Origin of the sequence: uncultured Thiodictyon sp. (assembly GCA_903837595.1) — a bacterium.
Classification (GTDB): Bacteria; Pseudomonadota; Gammaproteobacteria; order Chromatiales; family Chromatiaceae; genus Thiodictyon.
The window spans coordinates 1-18,058 of the sequence record CAILVI010000017.1 but is presented as its reverse complement, the minus strand read 5'-3'; the positions used below and the strand labels follow the sequence as shown (position 1 = coordinate 18,058).

Annotated in this window: 12 protein-coding genes; 2 read left to right on the top strand and 10 right to left on the bottom strand. The window is 60.0% G+C overall.

The window, feature by feature from the left end; translation table 11 throughout:
• Positions 1-58: 58 nt before the first annotated feature.
• Both QZY44_RS01215 and QZY44_RS01210 read left to right on the top strand, forming a co-directional pair.
• A complete protein-coding gene (locus QZY44_RS01215; RefSeq protein WP_295441103.1) occupies positions 59-2,728 on the top strand; it encodes an AAA family ATPase in 2,670 nt (889 codons plus the stop codon).
• Between the two features lie 196 nt (positions 2,729-2,924).
• Positions 2,925-3,167 (top strand): DUF2442 domain-containing protein, encoded by a 243-nt coding sequence (locus QZY44_RS01210; RefSeq protein WP_295441099.1) that lies wholly within the window; start codon positions 2,925-2,927, stop codon positions 3,165-3,167.
• Between the two features lie 174 nt (positions 3,168-3,341).
• Here QZY44_RS01210 and QZY44_RS01205 read toward each other — a convergent pair whose 3' ends face one another.
• The 10 genes from QZY44_RS01205 to QZY44_RS01160 all read right to left on the bottom strand — a co-directional run.
• Entirely contained in the window at positions 3,342-3,920 is a 579-nt protein-coding gene (locus QZY44_RS01205; RefSeq protein ID WP_295441096.1) for a disulfide bond formation protein B, read from the bottom strand.
• A gap of 36 nt (positions 3,921-3,956) precedes the next feature.
• Positions 3,957-4,109 carry a DUF5993 family protein gene (locus tag QZY44_RS01200; protein WP_295441095.1) on the bottom strand — a complete coding sequence of 51 codons (153 nt, stop codon included), beginning with the start codon at positions 4,107-4,109 and terminating at the stop codon, positions 3,957-3,959.
• A 132-nt stretch (positions 4,110-4,241) separates the two neighbouring features.
• Positions 4,242-5,963: an acyl-CoA dehydrogenase family protein gene (locus tag QZY44_RS01195; protein WP_295441092.1), complete on the bottom strand. Its 1,722-nt coding sequence runs from the start codon at positions 5,961-5,963 to the stop codon at positions 4,242-4,244.
• A gap of 7 nt (positions 5,964-5,970) precedes the next feature.
• A complete protein-coding gene (locus QZY44_RS01190; protein WP_295441090.1) occupies positions 5,971-6,990 on the bottom strand; it encodes an electron transfer flavoprotein subunit alpha/FixB family protein in 1,020 nt (339 codons plus the stop codon).
• 5 nt (positions 6,991-6,995) lie between these two features.
• Complete coding sequence (locus tag QZY44_RS01185; RefSeq protein ID WP_295441087.1) at positions 6,996-7,886, bottom strand: electron transfer flavoprotein subunit beta/FixA family protein; 891 nt, start codon at positions 7,884-7,886, stop codon at positions 6,996-6,998.
• Positions 7,887-8,039: 153 nt separating this feature from the next.
• Positions 8,040-10,169 carry an HlyD family efflux transporter periplasmic adaptor subunit gene (locus QZY44_RS01180; protein ID WP_295441083.1) on the bottom strand — a complete coding sequence of 710 codons (2,130 nt, stop codon included), beginning with the start codon at positions 10,167-10,169 and terminating at the stop codon, positions 8,040-8,042.
• Complete coding sequence (locus QZY44_RS01175; protein WP_295441081.1) at positions 10,166-11,509, bottom strand: biotin/lipoyl-binding protein; 1,344 nt, start codon at positions 11,507-11,509, stop codon at positions 10,166-10,168. The genes QZY44_RS01180 and QZY44_RS01175 overlap by 4 nt, the downstream gene beginning before the upstream one ends.
• A gap of 76 nt (positions 11,510-11,585) precedes the next feature.
• A complete protein-coding gene (locus QZY44_RS01170) occupies positions 11,586-12,377 on the bottom strand; it encodes an efflux RND transporter periplasmic adaptor subunit (RefSeq protein WP_295441078.1) in 792 nt (263 codons plus the stop codon).
• 130 nt (positions 12,378-12,507) lie between these two features.
• Entirely contained in the window at positions 12,508-13,899 is a 1,392-nt protein-coding gene (locus QZY44_RS01165; RefSeq protein WP_295441075.1) for a TolC family protein, read from the bottom strand.
• Between the two features lie 533 nt (positions 13,900-14,432).
• On the bottom strand, positions 14,433-18,058 hold a 3,626-nt coding region (locus QZY44_RS01160), incomplete at its 5' end, for a VCBS domain-containing protein (protein ID WP_295441073.1).

Below are 18,058 nucleotides of genomic sequence, written 5' to 3'. Positions count from 1 at the left end.
CGCATACCCTTTACTCCTTCTTTCGAAAAAGAAGATCACGTTAGCAACGAGGGATGAAATGAGCGAAACAGTCAGACAAGAGTTCTTCCGGTGGATACGCAGTCTGGATGCCGAAGTCCTCGCCGATGCACAAAGAAAACTGCTCAATATTTTCATCACCTACTTTGATACGCTAGAACCGTTGGGCACCGCAGGCGGGAGACGGGCAAGAAAGATCAGTGAACTGATTCAGGCTCAACATGCCACTCTTTCCACAACGCTTCAGAACTTGAATGAATTTCAAGCGACAGCTTCGACGCGGGCTGACCGCATCACGGAACTGGAGATCGGCCCTTTTCGCGGTTTTAGGAGCAAGGAAACATTTGTATTTGATAGGAAATACACCTTCCTTTATGGCCCTAATGGTTCGGGGAAGTCCAGTTTTTGCGAGGGGCTAGAATATGCCCTGCTCGGCGATATTGAAGAAGCAGCAGCGAGGCGCGTAGCCTTACCAGACTATATTCGCAACACAGAAACGAATTCCGCGACACCCCCGGTCGCCTACGGCCAGGTTAGCAAGCAAAAAACATCTATTCTTCAGAATCAGCTTCTGTATCGCTTCTGCTTCGTGGAAAAAAACCGGATCGACGGATTTGCCCGTATCACAGCGGCCACGGCCGGCGTACAGAAAGACCGCATTGCCACTCTCTTTGGCTTGGATGCTTTTAGTGAATTTGTGGATGGCTTTACCGACAACTTTCAGCAGTACCTTTGTCCTGAACCAATCAAGGGAAAAGCTTTTGAAACCGAACAAGCGGCGCATTTCGCTAATACCGTGCGGCTGGAACAGATCGGTAGCGACCTCGAACGCAATGACGCAGGACTCCAGACTCTGATTGCGGCGCTTGCGGTGCCGGGAATTAATTCGCTCGAAGACATTCGGCGCTTCTTGATTGGTGCAGATGGAGTTTCCGGCATGATCAATCAATTGCAGCAGGATAAGGCAGAGCAAGTACCAGCGGACATCAGCCTTGAGTCTCTTCGCCAATTGCCCGAAGAAATAGGCAACATTCAATCCCATCTGGACCTAATGGAAAGCGATCTCGCAGAGTTCCAGACCAGATCGCATGAGGTCAACTTCAAGGATCTCTACTCGGCATTGACCGCTATTGCTGATTCTGCCGAAGGGGACCAATTCCTGTGCCCCGCCTGCAAGACGCCCCTTTCCCAGGTGACGTTAGATCCTTTCGCCAATGCACGTAACGAACTACCAAGATTAAAAAGCCTTACGGAGTTGCAAGACCGCATTTCGACCAACGCACGTTTGATAAGCCAATCAGTAAGAAGCGCCGAAGCATTATTGCAAACCATCAGGAAAGGTGCCCGGCAAGCGAGCTACGAAGGACAAACGCTTCCATCCTTCCACGAAATTTTCTATACCGAGATTGCCGAGATTCCCACCTGGTCCCAACTCCTCAGACAAGAATTAGAGCTTTTGTGGGATCAGAATACTGCGCTCAAAGCCATTCAATTCACTATTGAAAATTATAACGCCATTTTGGCCAAAAAGAGAGCGAAACAATCCGCTGTTGATAAAACAATCCTCAAGTATCAAGAGTTTAATAATCGCCGCGTTGAGTTAACCCTCATAGAGGATGGCCTTTTCACAGAAAGGAGCCAGCTTGAGAAATCAGTCCAAGCATTTGCGGAAACTAATGCCCAACGTCTTGCCGAAATCGAAGCCGAAAGAATGGTCATTGAAGTGTACCGCGGCTTCTGTGTTGCCTATACCGCACTTACTTCTAGTTTGAAGCAGTATCGCGACAGGCTGCCGCAAGAACTATCTGCAGGCTTGCGTGATAAGGTGATAGAGTACTACAATCAAATCAATTCGCACGATCCCAGCTTTGAGCAACTTGCGTCTCTTTCTCTACCTATGGTTGCGGGGGATAAGGTCACTATAAGATTTATAGGAAGCCAGATAGCACGCGACGCACTTCATGTCCTAAGCGAGGGACACATTAAGGTGCTGGGTCTTTCAATCCTATTAGCAAAGATAGTTCATGAAAAAATTGGCTTTATCATTTTTGATGACATCGTCAACGCGATTGATGACGATCACCGTAGCGGGATTGCCGAACTCTTGTTAACCCATGTAGACTTCAATAATAAACAGCAAATCATTAGCTGCCACGGCGAGCAGTTTATCAATAAACTGGAACACAGACTCGGAGCATCCTTAGCATCTAAAGAAGTCGTCCGGTATCGCTTTTATCCAGGGGATGCGATTGATGAGCGCGGCGTAAAGGTCGCCACAGGCGACAGCAAACATTACCTCGTGCAGGCGCAGGAAGCGTTTTCCAGAAGCGCCCTGAAAGACGCGGCATCAAAATGCCGCCAAGCTGTCGAGAGCATAGCTGAGACGCTATGGAAAAGACTCGGAAAAGAGAAAAGCATTAGCCTCACGGTAAAAATACGCACGCCAGGTGGTCAACCCGATTTATCCACTGTGGTGGACTCGCTGATCAGGGAACTGAAAGGTATAGACCCGAACTCTGTGGTTTACATTTCTTTTTCGGCGCTCAAGGATAAGTACCCGTGGAGCATTCTCAACAAGGGGAGCCACGAGCAGGATGATCTTCCGGAATTTGAGAGAGCGGATATTGCTTCCGTATTGAAGCTGTTGGGAACCTTGGAGCAAAGCATTTCTAATATGAACTTTGCTACGGTGATTTCTTCTAAAGATTGAAGATCCGTAGGTTCGGGTGAGGAACGAACCCCAACGTTTTTCGTTCCCACGCTCCAGCTTAAGAATGCCGTAGCGCGCTCTGCGTCTGATCCGTACTCGACGCGGAACGCCCATTTTTGCTCCCACGCGGGAGCGTGGGAGCAAGACCGATTTAACTTAACGGCATTGAAGCGAAGATTCGGAACGAGAGACCAAGATGAATCCCAGAGTAAAAAAAGTATCGGCATCCGGCGACTACAAATTACTCCTTGTTTTCACCAACGGAGAGCAAGGAACTTACGACTGCGCTAACCTACTGGAATTCGGCGTATTCAAGGAACTCAAGGACATCAATTATTTCAAGCGCGCCAAGGTGATTGACGGAACTGTGGCATGGCCGCATGACCAAGACATCTGCCCGGATACACTGTATTTGGATTCACTAAAAGCGCAGACCTGACAAAAACGAGCCGCCGGCCTTGATCGTGGTGCCGGCCGCAAGGCGACAGGAGGTCGAGGCTTTAGCCGGTCGACCTCGCTTCCGCCCCAGCCCTGGTCCGGCTAAAGCCTCGACCTCCAGTGCGGAAGGACTGGGCGAGGGCCGGCTTCCCAGCAAGCAAGGCGCCCCTTTGTTTCAACTCCCGCCGCCCTTCGCCCACTCTGAAATCTTGGTGATCCATTCATAGCCCACCGGGTTATCCGGACATTGGGACAGACCGCATTCCAACAGAGTCGAGACCAGGTTGGCGGCAATCAGCAAGGCGAACAGCAACACCACTGTACCGACCAGCCAGCCGTGCCGCTGCGGGGCGGCGGCACTGTCCGTGCTGTTGGGGAGACTGAGCAGCACGGCCACCCCGACGAGAATACCGACGAAGGTGATGAAGGCCCAGGTGTAATAGTGCAGCCCCAAGAGTGCACTACCGAAGCCGGCATCGCCCGGTGCGATATGCAGCAAGACCTGCCGCATCGCGACTGCCGCTCCGACCAGGTCCGCCATAATCACCAGACCATAGTGCAGAGGCCTGACGCCGAACCGGATATTGAGCATAAAGCCCAGGCCGGCAGCCGCCAGCGCCGCGCGCTGCAGCAGACATAGCGGGCACGGCAGTTCACCGAACACCAACTGATCGACGAAGGCCGCCGCCAAGGCGAACGAGATCAGGCCCAAGGCCAGCACATTGAGCCGAACGACTAATTGGGAGGCAGGCATAATAACTCCGGAGATCGCGGCACCGATCAGCCGCCGCTATAGACTGATTGGCAGTTTGTCGGTCATGTGATGAATCAACAAGGCGCCGATCGCCGCGACCGTAATAAAGCCAAAAATCGCCCCAGTCGCACGCGCACCAGCCAGGATCGACGCGAGTGCGATCAGACCAAGAAGAAACACAATATACATGACGACTCGTTATGATTGAGGGTAACCAATAACAGGGCACACCGGGTTCGATCGTCATCCCGGTCGCAGCCCCGGGGCGCACAGCGCCCAACACATGCGTGACACCGCTGAAGCGGTGTCACGAGAGGAGGGTCAGATGAGGATCTCATCGGCATGCAGCAGGTCGCCGAACAGGTCTTTCTTGATCACTTCCCAATTGCGGCGCGCCTTGGCCGCGGCGCTGAGGATATAGCGGCGGGCGATGAACACCTTGCGGCTATCCTGCTCCGCCTCGTCCATGAGCAGCCAGCCGGTGTAGAGATAGCTGTAGATCTCCACCAGCTCCTTGGCGGCGATGCTTTGGAACTGCTTATCGGTCTTGTCCCCAACATACTTGAGGCAGTCGAGGAACAGCACCCGCATCTCCTTCAGCTCATCCGCGAGGCTCGCCAGACTCCCGGAGGTTTCCTTTTGCTCCCGGGCGGTGAAATGTTCGGCGAAGATGTCGTTGATGACCCCGCCGACGGCAGCGACGACCTGTAGCTGCGAGGTCCCCTCGTAGATATTGGTGATTCGCGCATCGCGGGTCAGGCGCTCGACATTGAACTCCTTCATGTAACCCGTGCCGCCATGGATCTGCAAGGAGTTATAGCTGACCTGGTTCGAGTTCTCACTCAGCACATACTTCGCCATCGGGGTCAGCAGCGCGGCCACCCGAATGGCCTCCTTGAGCTTGGCGGTCTGCGCCGATGCGTCCTTGCCCGCCGCCTTGAGCGACTCGATCTTCTCCTCCAGCTTATTGCGCAGATCCACCCAGTGGCAGGCGGCGTAGAGCAATGAGCGGTCACTCTCGATGGTCACGCGCATATCCATGAGCATGTTGGTGACCACCGGGATATGGTAAATGGCCTTGCCGAACTGCTCGCGCGCCTTGGCGTAGCTCAGGGCCTCCTCATAGGCCGCCTGCGAGATACCCAGGCCCTGTGCGGCGACGCCCAGGCGGGCGCCGTTCATCATATCCATCACATACTTGATCAGCCCGAACTTGCGCTTGCCGATGAGCTGCGCCGGGGTATCGTTGAATTGCAGCTCGCAGGTCGGCGAACCGTGGATACCGAGCTTGTTCTCGATGCGCCGGATCTGGACGTTGTCCTTGCCATAGCAGGCGAACAGACTCAGGCCCCGGCCGTCCTTGGTGCCCGGTTCGGAGCGGGCCAGGACCAACAGGATTTGCGCATTCCCGTTGGTAATAAAGCGCTTAACCCCCTTCAGCCGCCACTGCCCCGACTCATCCTGATAGGCCGTCATGTTCACCGCCTGTAGGTCGGAGCCCGCGTCCGGCTCGGTCAGCACCATGGCGCCGGTCGCCTCGCCGCTGGCGAATTGCGGCAGGAATTCCTGACGTTGCGCCTCATCGCCATACTTGTTGATGGTCTCGGCGATGTCCTGCAGACCGAACAGGTTCATCAGCGAGGCCTCGGCCCGCGCCACCATCTCAATCGCCATGGTATAGATGGTAGTGGGGAGGTTGAGACCCCCATAACGCCGCGGCAGGGTAAAGCCCATCAATTCGGCCTTGGTCAGTTGCTCCAATGCCTCCTGGATACCCTTGGCGTAGGTGACCTTACCGTCGGCGAAATGACTCCCCTCCTCATCAATGGCCGCGGCCTGCGGGGCCACGGTGTTGGCGGTGATATCGCCGACGATCTCCAGCACCTTGCGATAATTATCCAAGGCGTCCTGGTAGTCGGTGGGCGCGTAGTTGAACGCCGCCGTCTCGGTATAGCCGTGCTCGGCGATGTCGACCACCTCCTGGAGTTGCAGGCGGTCGAAATGAAACAGCAGATCGGTGTTGTCGGTGAAATAGTTGGCCATGGCTCGGCTACTTTAATTTGTGCTTGTAGGCATCGATGAGCATCGGAATCACGTCCATCACCTCGCCGACGATGCCGTAATGGCAGACACCGAAGATCGGCGCGTCGGGGTCGGAATTGATGGCAATGATCTTATTGGCATCCTGCATGCCGGCCCGGTGTTGGATGGCTCCGGAAATGCCGCAGGCGATATAGAGCTTGGGCCGTACGGTGACGCCCGTCTGCCCCACCTGGCGGGCATGATCGATATAACCGGCATCCACCGCCGCCCGGGTACCGGCCACCTCGCCGCCGATGAGCCGGGCCAACTCGTAGAGGATCTGGAAATTCTGGTAATTCCCCATACCGTAGCCGCCGGACACGATGATCGGGGCGGCCTTGAGATTGACCTTGCTCTCCTCGTGATGCCGGGCAATGATGCGCACCAGTTGGTCGGCGGCCTCAGGGGTATAGGGCACCGGGGTGATCCGCCCGGCGACCGGCTGCACCAGCGGGACCTTCTCCATGACCCCTTCGCGCACCGTGGCCATCTGCACCGGGGAATCCGGGCAGATAATGGTGGCGATGATGTTGCCGCCGAAGGCCGGCCGGATCTGCAAGAGCAGTTGCGCGTAGTCCTTGCGCAGATAGGTGACATCGGAGATCTGCAGATCCGTGCAGTCGGCGGTCAGGCCGCTACGGGTATGGGAGGCCACCCGGGGCGCCAGGTCCCGACCAATGAAGGTACCGCCAAAGAGCAGGATACGCGGCTGATACTGGTCTACCAGTTCGCTTAAGATGCGGCTATAGGGCAGTGTGTTGTAGTGTTGCAGGTCGGGATGATCCGCCAGTAGGACCTCGGTGGCCCCATAGCGGAAGGTCTCGGCGGCCAGGGTCTGCAGGTCATGGCCGAGGAGTACGGCCTTCAATTCCCCATTCAGGCTTTCCGCCAGCTTGCGGCCCTTGGAGAGCAGTTCAAGGCTGACATCGGCAGGCCGGCCGTCACGCTGCTCAATAAACACCCAAACCTGTTGCTGATTATCGTTCATAGGGGTTATCCGAAGATGTGGTCTTCCATCAGTTTATCGATCAGCGCGTACATCCCATCCCTGGTGGCGGGGATGGTTTCATGCGCGCTCCCACCCAAGACGACCGACTCGATCTTATGGACCTTGGTCGGTGACCCGCCGAGCCCGCAACGACTCAGATCGACCTCCAGATCATCGGCGGTCAGGGTGGGAATAAACAGACCCTTTGAGACATACTCCTCCTTGAGTTGATCGACATACAGCAACGAATTGCCCTCGGTCATCTTTTCCAGTTCGAGCAGCGTATGGGCATTCTTGTAGGCCATGACCCGCTTGGCCCGGAACGGCCGGGGCGTGGCGGCATCCTTGACCACCGTAATCAACAACGGCAAGGTCCCCTCCAATATCTCGAAGCCGTTATCCACCTTGCGTTTGACGGTGATCTTGGTGCCCTGCGCCTCCAGGATCTCCTCCGCATAGGTGATCTGCGGCAGGCCCAGCTTTTCGGCGGTCTGGGGACCCACCTGGGCGGTGTCGCCATCGATCGCCTGGCGTCCGGCAAACACGATATCGTAGGGCGCCATCTTACGCAGCGACTCAGCTAAGACATAGGACGTGGCCAGGGTATCGGCACCGGCGAATTTGCGGTCGCTGACGAGAACGGCCTCATCGGCCCCCATATAGAGACAATCGCGCAGCAGGTCAGACGCCTTCAATGGCCCCATGGTCAGCACCCGTACGGTGCCGCCGTAGCGATCGCGCAGCTGCAATGCCAATTCCAGTGCCACCTTGTCTTCGGGATTGAAAATAGTGGGAAGCTTACTACGATTGACGGTACCGTCCGGCTTCATCACCTGACCGGAGATATTCGCCGTATCAGGCACCTGTTTGACCATTACGATGGAATGGTAGCTCATACTCTGCCTTATGATGTGCTGCGGGGGTCATTGGATAATGAGGCCGTCGGGACCTGGCATCTCGAGAGGGCACAGGACAGCGCCGGTGACATTGCCCGGAAAAGTTAACCGGTGAATCTTACCCCATTTTTTTCTCCCGTGCGACGCACGGATTCAGAAACTCAATTCGCGGATCACGACGATCAACATGGGTTTTAGCAGATTACCCAGCCAGCTCTCGGGGCGTCCCTGCATAACGCCTTCGCCACGCAATACTTTCAGTTCAGTTGGTGCCTCGGCGAGGTCGATCCTCACGCGGTACAGGGCGTCGCGGGGCGTCTGTTGCCGCTGCTGGCCCGGGAGGACCGCAATGCTGCCGCCGTGCTCTGAGGACAACAGATCCAACGGCAGGGTGGCGGTACGTGTGCGCTCGATATCGACCACCGCCCCAGTCAGCGGCAACAGCCGGCGACCTTCAGGATAAAACCGCGCCGTCGCGCCGATGGCGAGCCGCGGCAGTTCATCTTGGTCGACAAACAACTCGGCCTGCCAATGCTCTGGGGCCACCAGCAAGGCCAGTTCATCGCGGGTACCCACCCAGACACCGGGGGCCAAGTCCGGATCGAGGTCGGTCAATATCCCACCAAAGGGCGCGGTCAACACCAACCGCTCGGTTTCCTCCTTCTGCGCCTGCATCTCGGCCCGGTGCATGGCTCGCCGGCCTTCCAAACGGGCGCGCTGTTCTTCGCCATCATCCAGCCCGCGCAATCCGCGTAATTGCCGATCCAGCGTCTCGACCGAGGTCGCTGCCACCCGGGCGCGATACCCCTGTTCCGGCGCCTCCAGGACAAAAATAGGCTGCTGCGCCGCAACCGCACCTCCGCTTGGCGGGCGCTCCAGCAACCGCGCCGGCACCGGGCTGTAAAAAGCGTGCATCAGGGTCGGATGGGCATACCCCTGACCCCGCACCTGATAGTTCCAGGGCCATGCCGCGACCAGCAAGAGCGCGACGACGATCGCCGCCAATGCCCACTTGCGGCTCGCGCGAACCTCAGAGCGCCGCTGATGCCACACCTTGATCTCCCGCCAGATCGGCAGCAAAACGAACCAGACAATCTCCACCGCGAATAGAAAAATGCCCAGCAACTTGAAAAAATAGAAATAGACGGCGATCGCGATCCCAACGAACACGACCAGACGATAGAGCAAAGTGATGATCGCAAAGGCAATCAGCGCGCGGCGGCGGACCTTCGACAGCGGCTCAGGGTCGGGGTCGTCGAAACCAAACAGCAGATTCCGCAGTGCCACGCGTGTCACCGCGAAGGAGCGCTCGTGCAGATTCGGGATATCAAAAATGTCCGACAGGATGAAATAGCCATCGAAGCGCATAAAGGGGCTCATATTCAGCCCCAGCGACAGCAGCCATGACGTGGTGGCAAGAAAAAACAGCGCGTGCCTGACATCGCCGTCATTCGCCAGATTCCAGGCCAGCGTCGCCAGCCCGGCGATCGCCATCTCGGTGATGATGCCGGCCGCCGCAATTCCCAGGCGTTGGCGATGATTCGACAGCCGCCACGCCTCGGCGGTATCCGTGTAAAGCATCGGCCAGAGCACGACCAGGGCCACCCCCATGTGCGCGACGCGTATCCCATAACGGGTCGCCGTCAGGGCATGCCCCAATTCATGCAGACTCTTGGTGACGGCCAGCGCCACCAGATAGCCCAGGAGCCCGGTCGGCGACAGGGTATCCAGGAAGCTCGCAACAAACACATCCCATTGCCGCGCCGTCAGCAATAGCCCCAGCAGGCTCAGGGCGACGATGACCAGGGCCGTCGTGCGCGTAAAAACCCAGCCCAGCCAGAGCAGCATAGCCCGCAGCGCCCGTGCCGGGTAAAGGATCGGTATGCGAATAAACAGATAGTTATGCAGCAGCCATTTGAGACGACCCGCTTTCGCCTGGCGAAACCGCGCAATCAGTTCGCGCGTATGACGCAAATCGTGAATGTCCAGCAACTGGCTTTGCAACAGAAAGGCGTAGAGATGCTCCAACTCCTCCGGCGCTGGCGCCAGCAACGTCTCGGCGGCGGTGACATCCAGGATGACCTGGGGCTCCCCCAATGACCAGCGCGACAACAACTCGAACTCCAGCCAACCCAACCGAAAAAAGGCATTGGAGATCGGGTCCTGGATCACCCAGGCTGGAGATCCGTCGGTATTCGCGGCAGCCGGAAATAGCTTCAAGTCCTCACGCAACGGCGGCAACCGCTCCGGCAGCCGGGAGGGCGCTCCGGCGGCCGGCGTCACAGACCGATCCGCTGCCGCAGCACGCCCAGCGGCCGACGCATGATTAAGTAGATCAACGGTTGCGGGTCGCCGTACACCTTAGCGACACCCCGCAAGCCGATATGCACCGGCGTCTTCGACTCCAGTCGGCCACGAATACGGTACGAAGCCACACCCTGCGGCGACAGGATCGCCTGATAGCTGGTTTGGATCAGCTCGGCGGTCAGGGGCTGCAGCGGCGACACCTGCAAATAGACGCGCATAGCGGCACCGGCCTGGAGTGCGATCGCGTCATCCACCGGCACCCAGACCAATACACCCAAATCGCCTGGCTCGGCCAGTTGGGCAATACGTTCACCGGTAACCACCGGCTTGCCGATCCAGTCATTGGGATCGCCATAGATAAAGACGCCATCATGGGCGGCCACCACATCGACCCGACTCAACAGCTCATTAACGTATTCGAGCTCCGCCTGTTTCTCCCGCACCAACCCCTGCAACGACGCCAGCTCTGCCTTGCTTTGCGCGTTATCGAAGGCCTTCTGCTGTGCCGTCAGGGCGTCCGTGAGCGCCACCTCCAGCGCCTCGCGGGCAATGTCAAGCCGGTTTCTCAGGGTGGTATCATCCAGAGAAAACAGGAGCTGCCCTTGGGTGACGGCCTGATTGGGTAAGGCATGAAAATGCTGGACCACGCCATCCGCGGGCGCCGCCACGACCTCCGCTTTCAGGGCAATAATCTCGGCCGGCGCAAGCACTGAGACCCGCACCGGGATGAACATCGCACCGACCAGGATCAACCCCAAAAGCCCAAGCCACCAAGAGCGCCCGCGCAGCGCCTGCCACCGTTCGGCCAAGGTGGGGCGGGACCGCTTGAAGGCGGCTAGACAATGGGCATACTGCTGGTGAAGCAGTTGCAGCACGCTCAGGTCTGCTTCCCCCCACGACTCGTCCCGCGCATAGATGACCACGCCCAGGCGTCGGCCGGCGGCGGTCATAAGCGGCTGATACAGGGCGTAAGGCGGCCACCATTCAGCCCACCCCTCCCGCAATGGCGCCGGGAGGTCGCGGGCCGTCAGGACTCGGGCCGCAGCAGGGTCGGCGGTCGGTGCACCAAGTGCCCCGCACACCTGGCCCACCCACAGCGTAAAAGGCGTGCTCTCAATGGCGCTGACGAGTGCAGAGACCACCTTCAGGCGCGGCCGTCCAAAGGTGTCGTTAAAGAAAACGACCGCCTGCCGATACGGGACCAGATGCCAGGTTTCGTTGGCAATGAGAAACGCCAGTTCATTGGCGTCCGCCGCCTCCAGGGCGCGCTGCTGCAAACCCACCAATACTGACCAATTCAAGGCTAGGTCAGTCACTCACGAAGCACCTGGTCGGTCGACCCGGGCACCAGCATAAGAAACAGGCAGAGCAACCGACGGGACAGCGGCGACTTCATGCCGGCGGACTGAAGTGCGCAGTCCCGCTCATACCGGGCAACAGCTCCGGCGGCTTGTCCAAGATGGTGGCCTCGATTTCGACCGTCTGGCTTACCGCATCGATGCGTGCATTGAGCGCCGAGACAGTCGCCTGGTAGCTCTTGCCGGTCTCCTCGATCGCCACCTCGAAGGAGTTACCAATGCGCAGCCAATTGACCCACTTGGCTGGCACGTTGATACGCAGCTTCAGTGGGCCGGCACTCACGATCTCCAGCAGGGGTTGCGACTGGTTGACACCCTGATGTGCCTTGATCCCAATCTTGACGACCCGTCCGTCGAAGGGCGCATTGACTGCACAGTAATCCAGCTGCACCCGCAGGAGCCTCACCTGGGCCTGGGCCTTCTCCGCGGTGCTGGCGGCAATCGCCACCTCCACCCGGCCCGCTTGCTGCAATTCCTTCATGCGCCGCTTGGCCTCGTAGGTCTCGCGTGCCGAGGCGAGCTCCGCACTCGCCATCTCCAGACGCGCCTGCTGTTCATCGCAAACAAACCGCACCAGCGTCTTACCCGCGGTGAACGACTCGCCAAGACCCACATTGACGGCGGCGACCTGGCCGGCCATCGGGCTGACCAAGGTGGTCTCCAATCCAGGGGCGAGCAGCACCCGCACCTGGCTGGCGTCTTGCGGCTTGGCAGAGGGTTCGGCCGGAGCGTCACCCCCGGGCCGCGGCGTCGCCGCACGCACCGGCAATGCCAGTAGAATCAGTAGAGAGATAACCAGCGGTGATCCGCTACGCCAACTATTCATTAGCCAACCCGCCATGATAAGCAGAACCGTAAAATTGTTTAACGACATCCGACGTCCCGCTCCGGACTCGCCCCTGTGCAGAACTGAGCGCGGCGAAGACGCAAGGCGTCCAAACCGCGCGCACCGGAACTCAGCGGACGGGACCGCGGGCAACCGCACCCGGCAGCGTCGTTCGCTCGACTCCGGCGACATGCGACGACACGACCTGCGCCAATTGCGCAACGGACAGACCGGGCTGGACCTGGGCCGGCAAGACCCCTAGGCCCACGGAATTATAGATGCGCCCATAGGCCGTCTGCGCCGAAGCGAAGGCCGTATAACGCGCATATTCCGAGTTGAGCTCCCGGGTCTTGGCACGAATGAGCTCCAACTCGCCCCCGGTCTCTGCTGCCAGACTGGCACTGGCGTGGCCGGCCAGTCGCTGATCCAATCCTTGGGACTCCCGCGCCAAGTCATAGTCCTGCCGGGCGAGCCGGTAGCGCTCGACGGCCACCCGGACCTGAGTCAGAATCGCCATCGAGAGCGCCATTCGGCGGGCCTCGTCGACCTTTTGCTGCGCCTCATTGACGCGCAGGGTAGCCGGGATGGCGGGCAGCCGCAGCAGATTGAGGCTCAGCCGAATGCCCGAATCGATCCAGTTGGGATAGAGATTGAACTGATTCGAATCGTATTGCGGGTTCGTGCTGATGCTCAGATTAGGAAATAGAGCCAACAGCCTGGCCCGCACCTCCTCAACCGTTGCACGCGCACGGTAATCCTCCTCGCGCAACTCCGGACGGGTGAGCAGGGCCATTTCCTCTAACCCACGCGCATCGGCCGGCACCGACGGCAAGGCCACCTCGGTGGTATCCACCAGGGTAAAGGGTGAGCCCGGCGGAACGCTCATCAAGGCCGCCAGTTCACGCTTGGCAATCTCCAGGTCCTGCTGGCGCTGGGACAGGAGCATGACGGTATCGAGCATCACACGCTGGAAGTCGAGCGTCTCCTTGCGCGGAACCACCCCTTCCTGCTCCGCCTTACGGTACATCGCCAGCGCCTTGGTCGCCTGTTCGGTCAGCGCCTGGGTCTTGGCTTGCAGCCGCTGGGCGCCCAATGCGCGCCAGTAGGAACCGCGCACGTCCTGGAGGATATTCTGGATCACGCGCTGACGCCGCTCCTCCGCCATCAGGAATTCGTTGCCCTTTTGGCGGGCACGAAAATAGCCGACGCCGAAATCGAGCACATTCCACGAAAAAGCGGCAGAGGCGACCCGCCGATCCCGCTCCTGGGAGGTGGAATTGGCGACGGTGGTCTGCCCGGTGTAGATATTGACGCTGTTTGTAACGTAGTCGTTATTGCGCGAAAGATAGCCTGCCGAGGCCAGCAGACTGGGGAGCATATCATAGGTCACCAACTCCGCCTGACCGCTCGCCAGCGCGGACTCCATGAGCTTGAGGCGGTAATCCAGGTTATATTTCAGCGCCCGCGCCACCGCCTCCTCAAAGCTGATGGGGGCCAGAATCGGCTCCTGATTGGCGTACATCTTGCTTATGTCCGCGCCAGCCCGTGCACGCACCTCGCCGGGAGTGCTGGGCTTGGGAGTGATCGCGCAACCACCAATCAGCGAAATGGCGGCCAACAGCGGCAAGACGCTTATCCCAACCCGCGCTAAATACGAATTGCGTTGCGGCATCGACGGTATCTCAATTGTGCATCCGACAGAAGGCAGGCCGACAGGAGTCCCGGCACGAGCCCTTTTTTTGGTTGTTGTGACGCGTGGTTCCAAGGGTAGCCGACCAACTGAGCGGCTAGCCGGATACTGACCACGCCGACCGACGCACCATTAGAACAAATCCGGCTTGTGGACGCAAAACCGTTTCGTCCGCGGCGCCTCAGGCGATGCTGAGGTTGGAATTTACTCCGATCGCCCGATTCTCTCGGGCGCCCCGAGCCGCACCAGCCGCGGCCAAGGCAGTGAGGGCTTGCCAAATAGTTTCACTTGCCATTTCCCATGACTCAGCCAACCTGTGAGCACGTCCCTGTGCCACGGTGGCCGCCCGCGATTTCAGGGGTTCATCAGGCCACCTTGCGGGATCCGCCAACGGCAGGCGAAGGGGTTCGCTCAAAGGACTCGGCGAATTGCTTGACGCTGCGATGCCGAGCGGCCATCAGCAACTGATCGCTGAAATTGACGCGCCCCGTCTCTGCACCTCTGGCCCCGACCTGACCCGCAGCATCCTGGCTGGGCTGATGGGCCTGATCGGCCTGATCGGGCTGAGCGGGCCGATTGGGCCGATTGGGCTGATCAGGTTGGTCGGATTGGTCGGATTGGTCGGATTGGTCGACTGGACCGCCCTCCGGTATCGCGCCCGTGGGGACTTCGACCACCGGGGCGATCGGGGACTGTTCATGCGCGCCACCCTGGCCAGCGGTCGCCCCACCATGCCGCGGACCGGCATCACCCGCGCGGCCAGCCATCTTGTGTCGTAGCTCGGACTCTTCACGGTCGGCGAGGTGATCCCGCACGGACCCGGACAACCGCATCGCCAGCGCCTGCGACGCCTTAACCGCGGGCAGGACATAGAGGTGGGGATCGGCCGAGAGGCCGGAACCGAACACGCGCTCATCCTCGTCCGCTCCATAGTTGCGCGTACTTTCCACCTCTTCGTGGACATACTCCGCGGGCTCGAGCCGCAACGGCTGTATCGGCGTGCGGACCCCAATATCGAACAGCGGCTCAGTACGCGGCGGCGGCTCGAGGTAGCCCGCGGACGCGCTAAGCGGGACAGGTGCCGACACCGCGGCGGAAGCCGGGGTCGAAGCCGGGGTCGAAGCCGGGGTCGAAGCCGGGGTCGAAGCCGGCGTCGCAGCCGGCGTCGTAGCCGGGGTCGTAGCCGGAGTCGCAGCCGGCGCGGCGATATACACCGGCAGGCCAGGGTCCGTGATCTGGTTATCCGCGGCATTGTTATCGCCAAAGGCGTTGTCGGTGATGGTGAGCTGGATGGCCGTGATCATGCCATTCGTCACGATGAACCTGGCCCCGTCACCGACATAATTACCGGCCGCGTCCTGACGTTGCAGGAAGTCGTACCAGCCCACCTTGTTGATGGCATTGCCGTCCAGATCGTACAAGACCCGCCCGGCCGCACCGGCGGCGTCGATCGCGGCCTGGGTCATATACTTCATATAGCCATTGAACCCGCCCGCGGCCACGCCAGCGCGGGAGATGTCGATCGTGACATGGACTTGGGTACCAGCCCGCGTGGGATCAAGATCGGTCAGCGCGGGCGCACCACCGGCGAGCGGCACGATGCTGAACTGGATCGGGTCCCAGGGCGTGGCGATGGTGGCGCCCGCCGCCAGCGGCGTTTGAATGGTACCGATAGTGGGCCGGCTGCCCCCGGTGTCGCCGGCCGCCGGGTTCAGGACCTGGATATTCTGTAGCTGGTAACTGGTCTTGTCCGCTATGCCAGTGGTATCAACCACCGACAGATTGATGATCGGCTTGACCTCCGTCAGGGTGCCCGCATTCGCCTGATTGAACTTGTCGACCGTGATCCAGGCCAGCGTGGCCGAGGCGTGCTGGAGGGCATCCGGGATGCCATCACTGTTGAGATCGCCCGGCTTGCCGCCATTGCCGGTCGAGGCCGACATGGTGGCCAGGATCTCCTCAACGTTCGGTGCGACCCCATCAAGGTCGAAGTCGTCATCCAGATTCAGCGTATTGGTCACCGGCACCCAGTTCACCACCTCACCGGTAAACTTCACGCCGGTGGCGTCATCCCGGATCGTGGCGTTGCCCAGCGAGGTAAGCGTCGCCCCTTTCGACTCTTGCGTGACCTGCAACTGATAGGTCTCCGCCCCCTCCCTGAGCGTGTCATTGATGATGGTGTTACGCACCAGGGTCGAGGTCGACCCGGCCACCGGCACCACCTGTTGGCCGGGGGTATAGGCGAGCCAGTTAGTGCCGTCGTAATATTCGAGCGCGGTACCGGCATCGACTCCGAGCGTGGCGCGACCGCTGCCCACGAGCGCAAAGCTCAAGGCCGCGGTGGGGTCGACCGTCTCGATCGCAAAGATCGCATAGCTCGATCCCTCATTGACCTCGAACGAGCTGACCCGCAGCGTGCGGTCGTCGTCCTTAGCTACGTTGAGCACCTCGGCCCCGCTTTCGTTATAGATCGCACCGCGACCATCATCGCCAATGATGCCATTGCCCCGCGCCTGTACTGTATCCTGGCCAGTACCCGTGGTGGCCTGCAGATAGAAGAGTTCAGGCCCTTCAAATGTGACATCGTTAACGATGGCGACGCGCACCAGCAAGGTCGTACTACCAGCGGGATAGGTGACTGATTGACCGGCGGTGTAATTCTGCCAGCCAAACCCGTCAAAGACCTGCAGTTGGGTGCCGGTATCCACTCCCAGGATGGCCGGCGTCGCGGTTTCGGCGGCAGCCTCGGCCACAGTGGCCGCCACCAGCGCGAGCTGCAACTGCTGCCCGGCGACACCGTTCACACGGAAGACGGCATAGGGTGAGGCTTCATTGACGGTGATGTTATCGACCAGCAATGTATCGGCCTGGCCGGTAATCGTGACGGTAATGGTATGCGCGGTACCGTCCACGCTCTTGACCGTAAAGACCTCCGGCTTGGTCTCGCCCGCGCCCAGGTACTGCACGTCCGCGTTGGAAACACTGTAGTTCCAGTTGCCCGCGGCATCGATCGTCAGGCGTCCCAGCGTACCCACGGCCGGGGTCACCGTGGTCTGGAACTGCGCCTGGCCGGCCGGGACGGAATCCGCGTCGCTGACCGTCAGCGTGCCACTGTCAGTCAGCCGGCCGGCGGTCACGTTCAGGTCTTCAGTCACCGCACCCGTGTCTTTGCCGGCGATAGCCGCCGAGTCATTGACGCCGGTGATCGTCACCGTGACGGTGTGCTGGGTGCCATCCAGACTAGCGACCATGAAGGTCTCGATCTTGGTCTCACCCGCACCCAGGTACTGAACCGCTCCGTTGGCGACGCTGTAGCTCCAAGCGCCGTCGGCAGCGATTGTCAGGCTGCCCAAGGTGCCCGCCGCCGAGGTGACGACCCCCTGGAACTGGGCCTGGCCAGCGTCGACGTCGGTGATTGAGAGCGTACCAGTGGTGGTGAGGTTCGGGGTGTTGGCATCTTCGGTGACGGCACCAACGCCCACCCCACCGATCACGGCGGGATCATTGACCCCCGCCAGGTCGATCGTGATGGTGCGGGTGTCGGTCGCGCCCTGACTGTCGGTCACCATCACCGTGAAGCTTTCGCTCGGACTGCTTCCCGTCGGCAAGGCGTTGACCGCCGCGGCGTTGACCACGTAGGTGTAGCTGCCGTCGGGATTGACCGTCAGCGAACCATAGGTCCCGCCCGCGCTGCCGCTCCAGGTCAGGGTATCGGTGAGATCGAGGTCGGTGGCCACCAGTTGGCCGGTCAGGTTGCTGAACGTATCCAGCGCCGCCGTGTCGGTCACAGTGTGGATGTAGGTGCCGCTCGCCACCGGCGCATCCTGCGTGCCGGTGATGGTGATCACCACCGTCCGGTCGGCCGTGCCGGCCGGGGTGTTGCTGTCAGTGGCGCGAACCGTGTAGGTCAGCACCAACTGCTCGCCCGTCGCCAGGTAGTTGAAGGCTTCGCCGGCGGAGTTGAAGGCCCAGTTGATGGTCCCGCTCTGCG

Bases quoted from the DNA above. Each gene is read 5' to 3' on its own strand.
- QZY44_RS01195 (WP_295441092.1), bottom strand. From the start codon at position 5,963: ATGGCCAACTATTTCACCGACAACACCGATCTGCTGTTTCATTTCGAC.
- QZY44_RS01165 (WP_295441075.1), bottom strand. From the start codon at position 13,899: ATGTACGCCAATCAGGAGCCGATTCTGGCCCCCATCAGCTTTGAGGAG.
- QZY44_RS01170 (WP_295441078.1), bottom strand. From the start codon at position 12,377: ATGAATAGTTGGCGTAGCGGATCACCGCTGGTTATCTCTCTACTGATT.
- QZY44_RS01200 (WP_295441095.1), bottom strand. From the start codon at position 4,109: ATGTATATTGTGTTTCTTCTTGGTCTGATCGCACTCGCGTCGATCCTG.
- QZY44_RS01210 (WP_295441099.1), top strand. From the start codon at position 2,925: ATGAATCCCAGAGTAAAAAAAGTATCGGCATCCGGCGACTACAAATTA.
- QZY44_RS01215 (WP_295441103.1), top strand. From the start codon at position 59: ATGAGCGAAACAGTCAGACAAGAGTTCTTCCGGTGGATACGCAGTCTG.
- QZY44_RS01185 (WP_295441087.1), bottom strand. From the start codon at position 7,886: ATGAGCTACCATTCCATCGTAATGGTCAAACAGGTGCCTGATACGGCG.
- QZY44_RS01190 (WP_295441090.1), bottom strand. From the start codon at position 6,990: ATGAACGATAATCAGCAACAGGTTTGGGTGTTTATTGAGCAGCGTGAC.
- QZY44_RS01205 (WP_295441096.1), bottom strand. From the start codon at position 3,920: ATGCCTGCCTCCCAATTAGTCGTTCGGCTCAATGTGCTGGCCTTGGGC.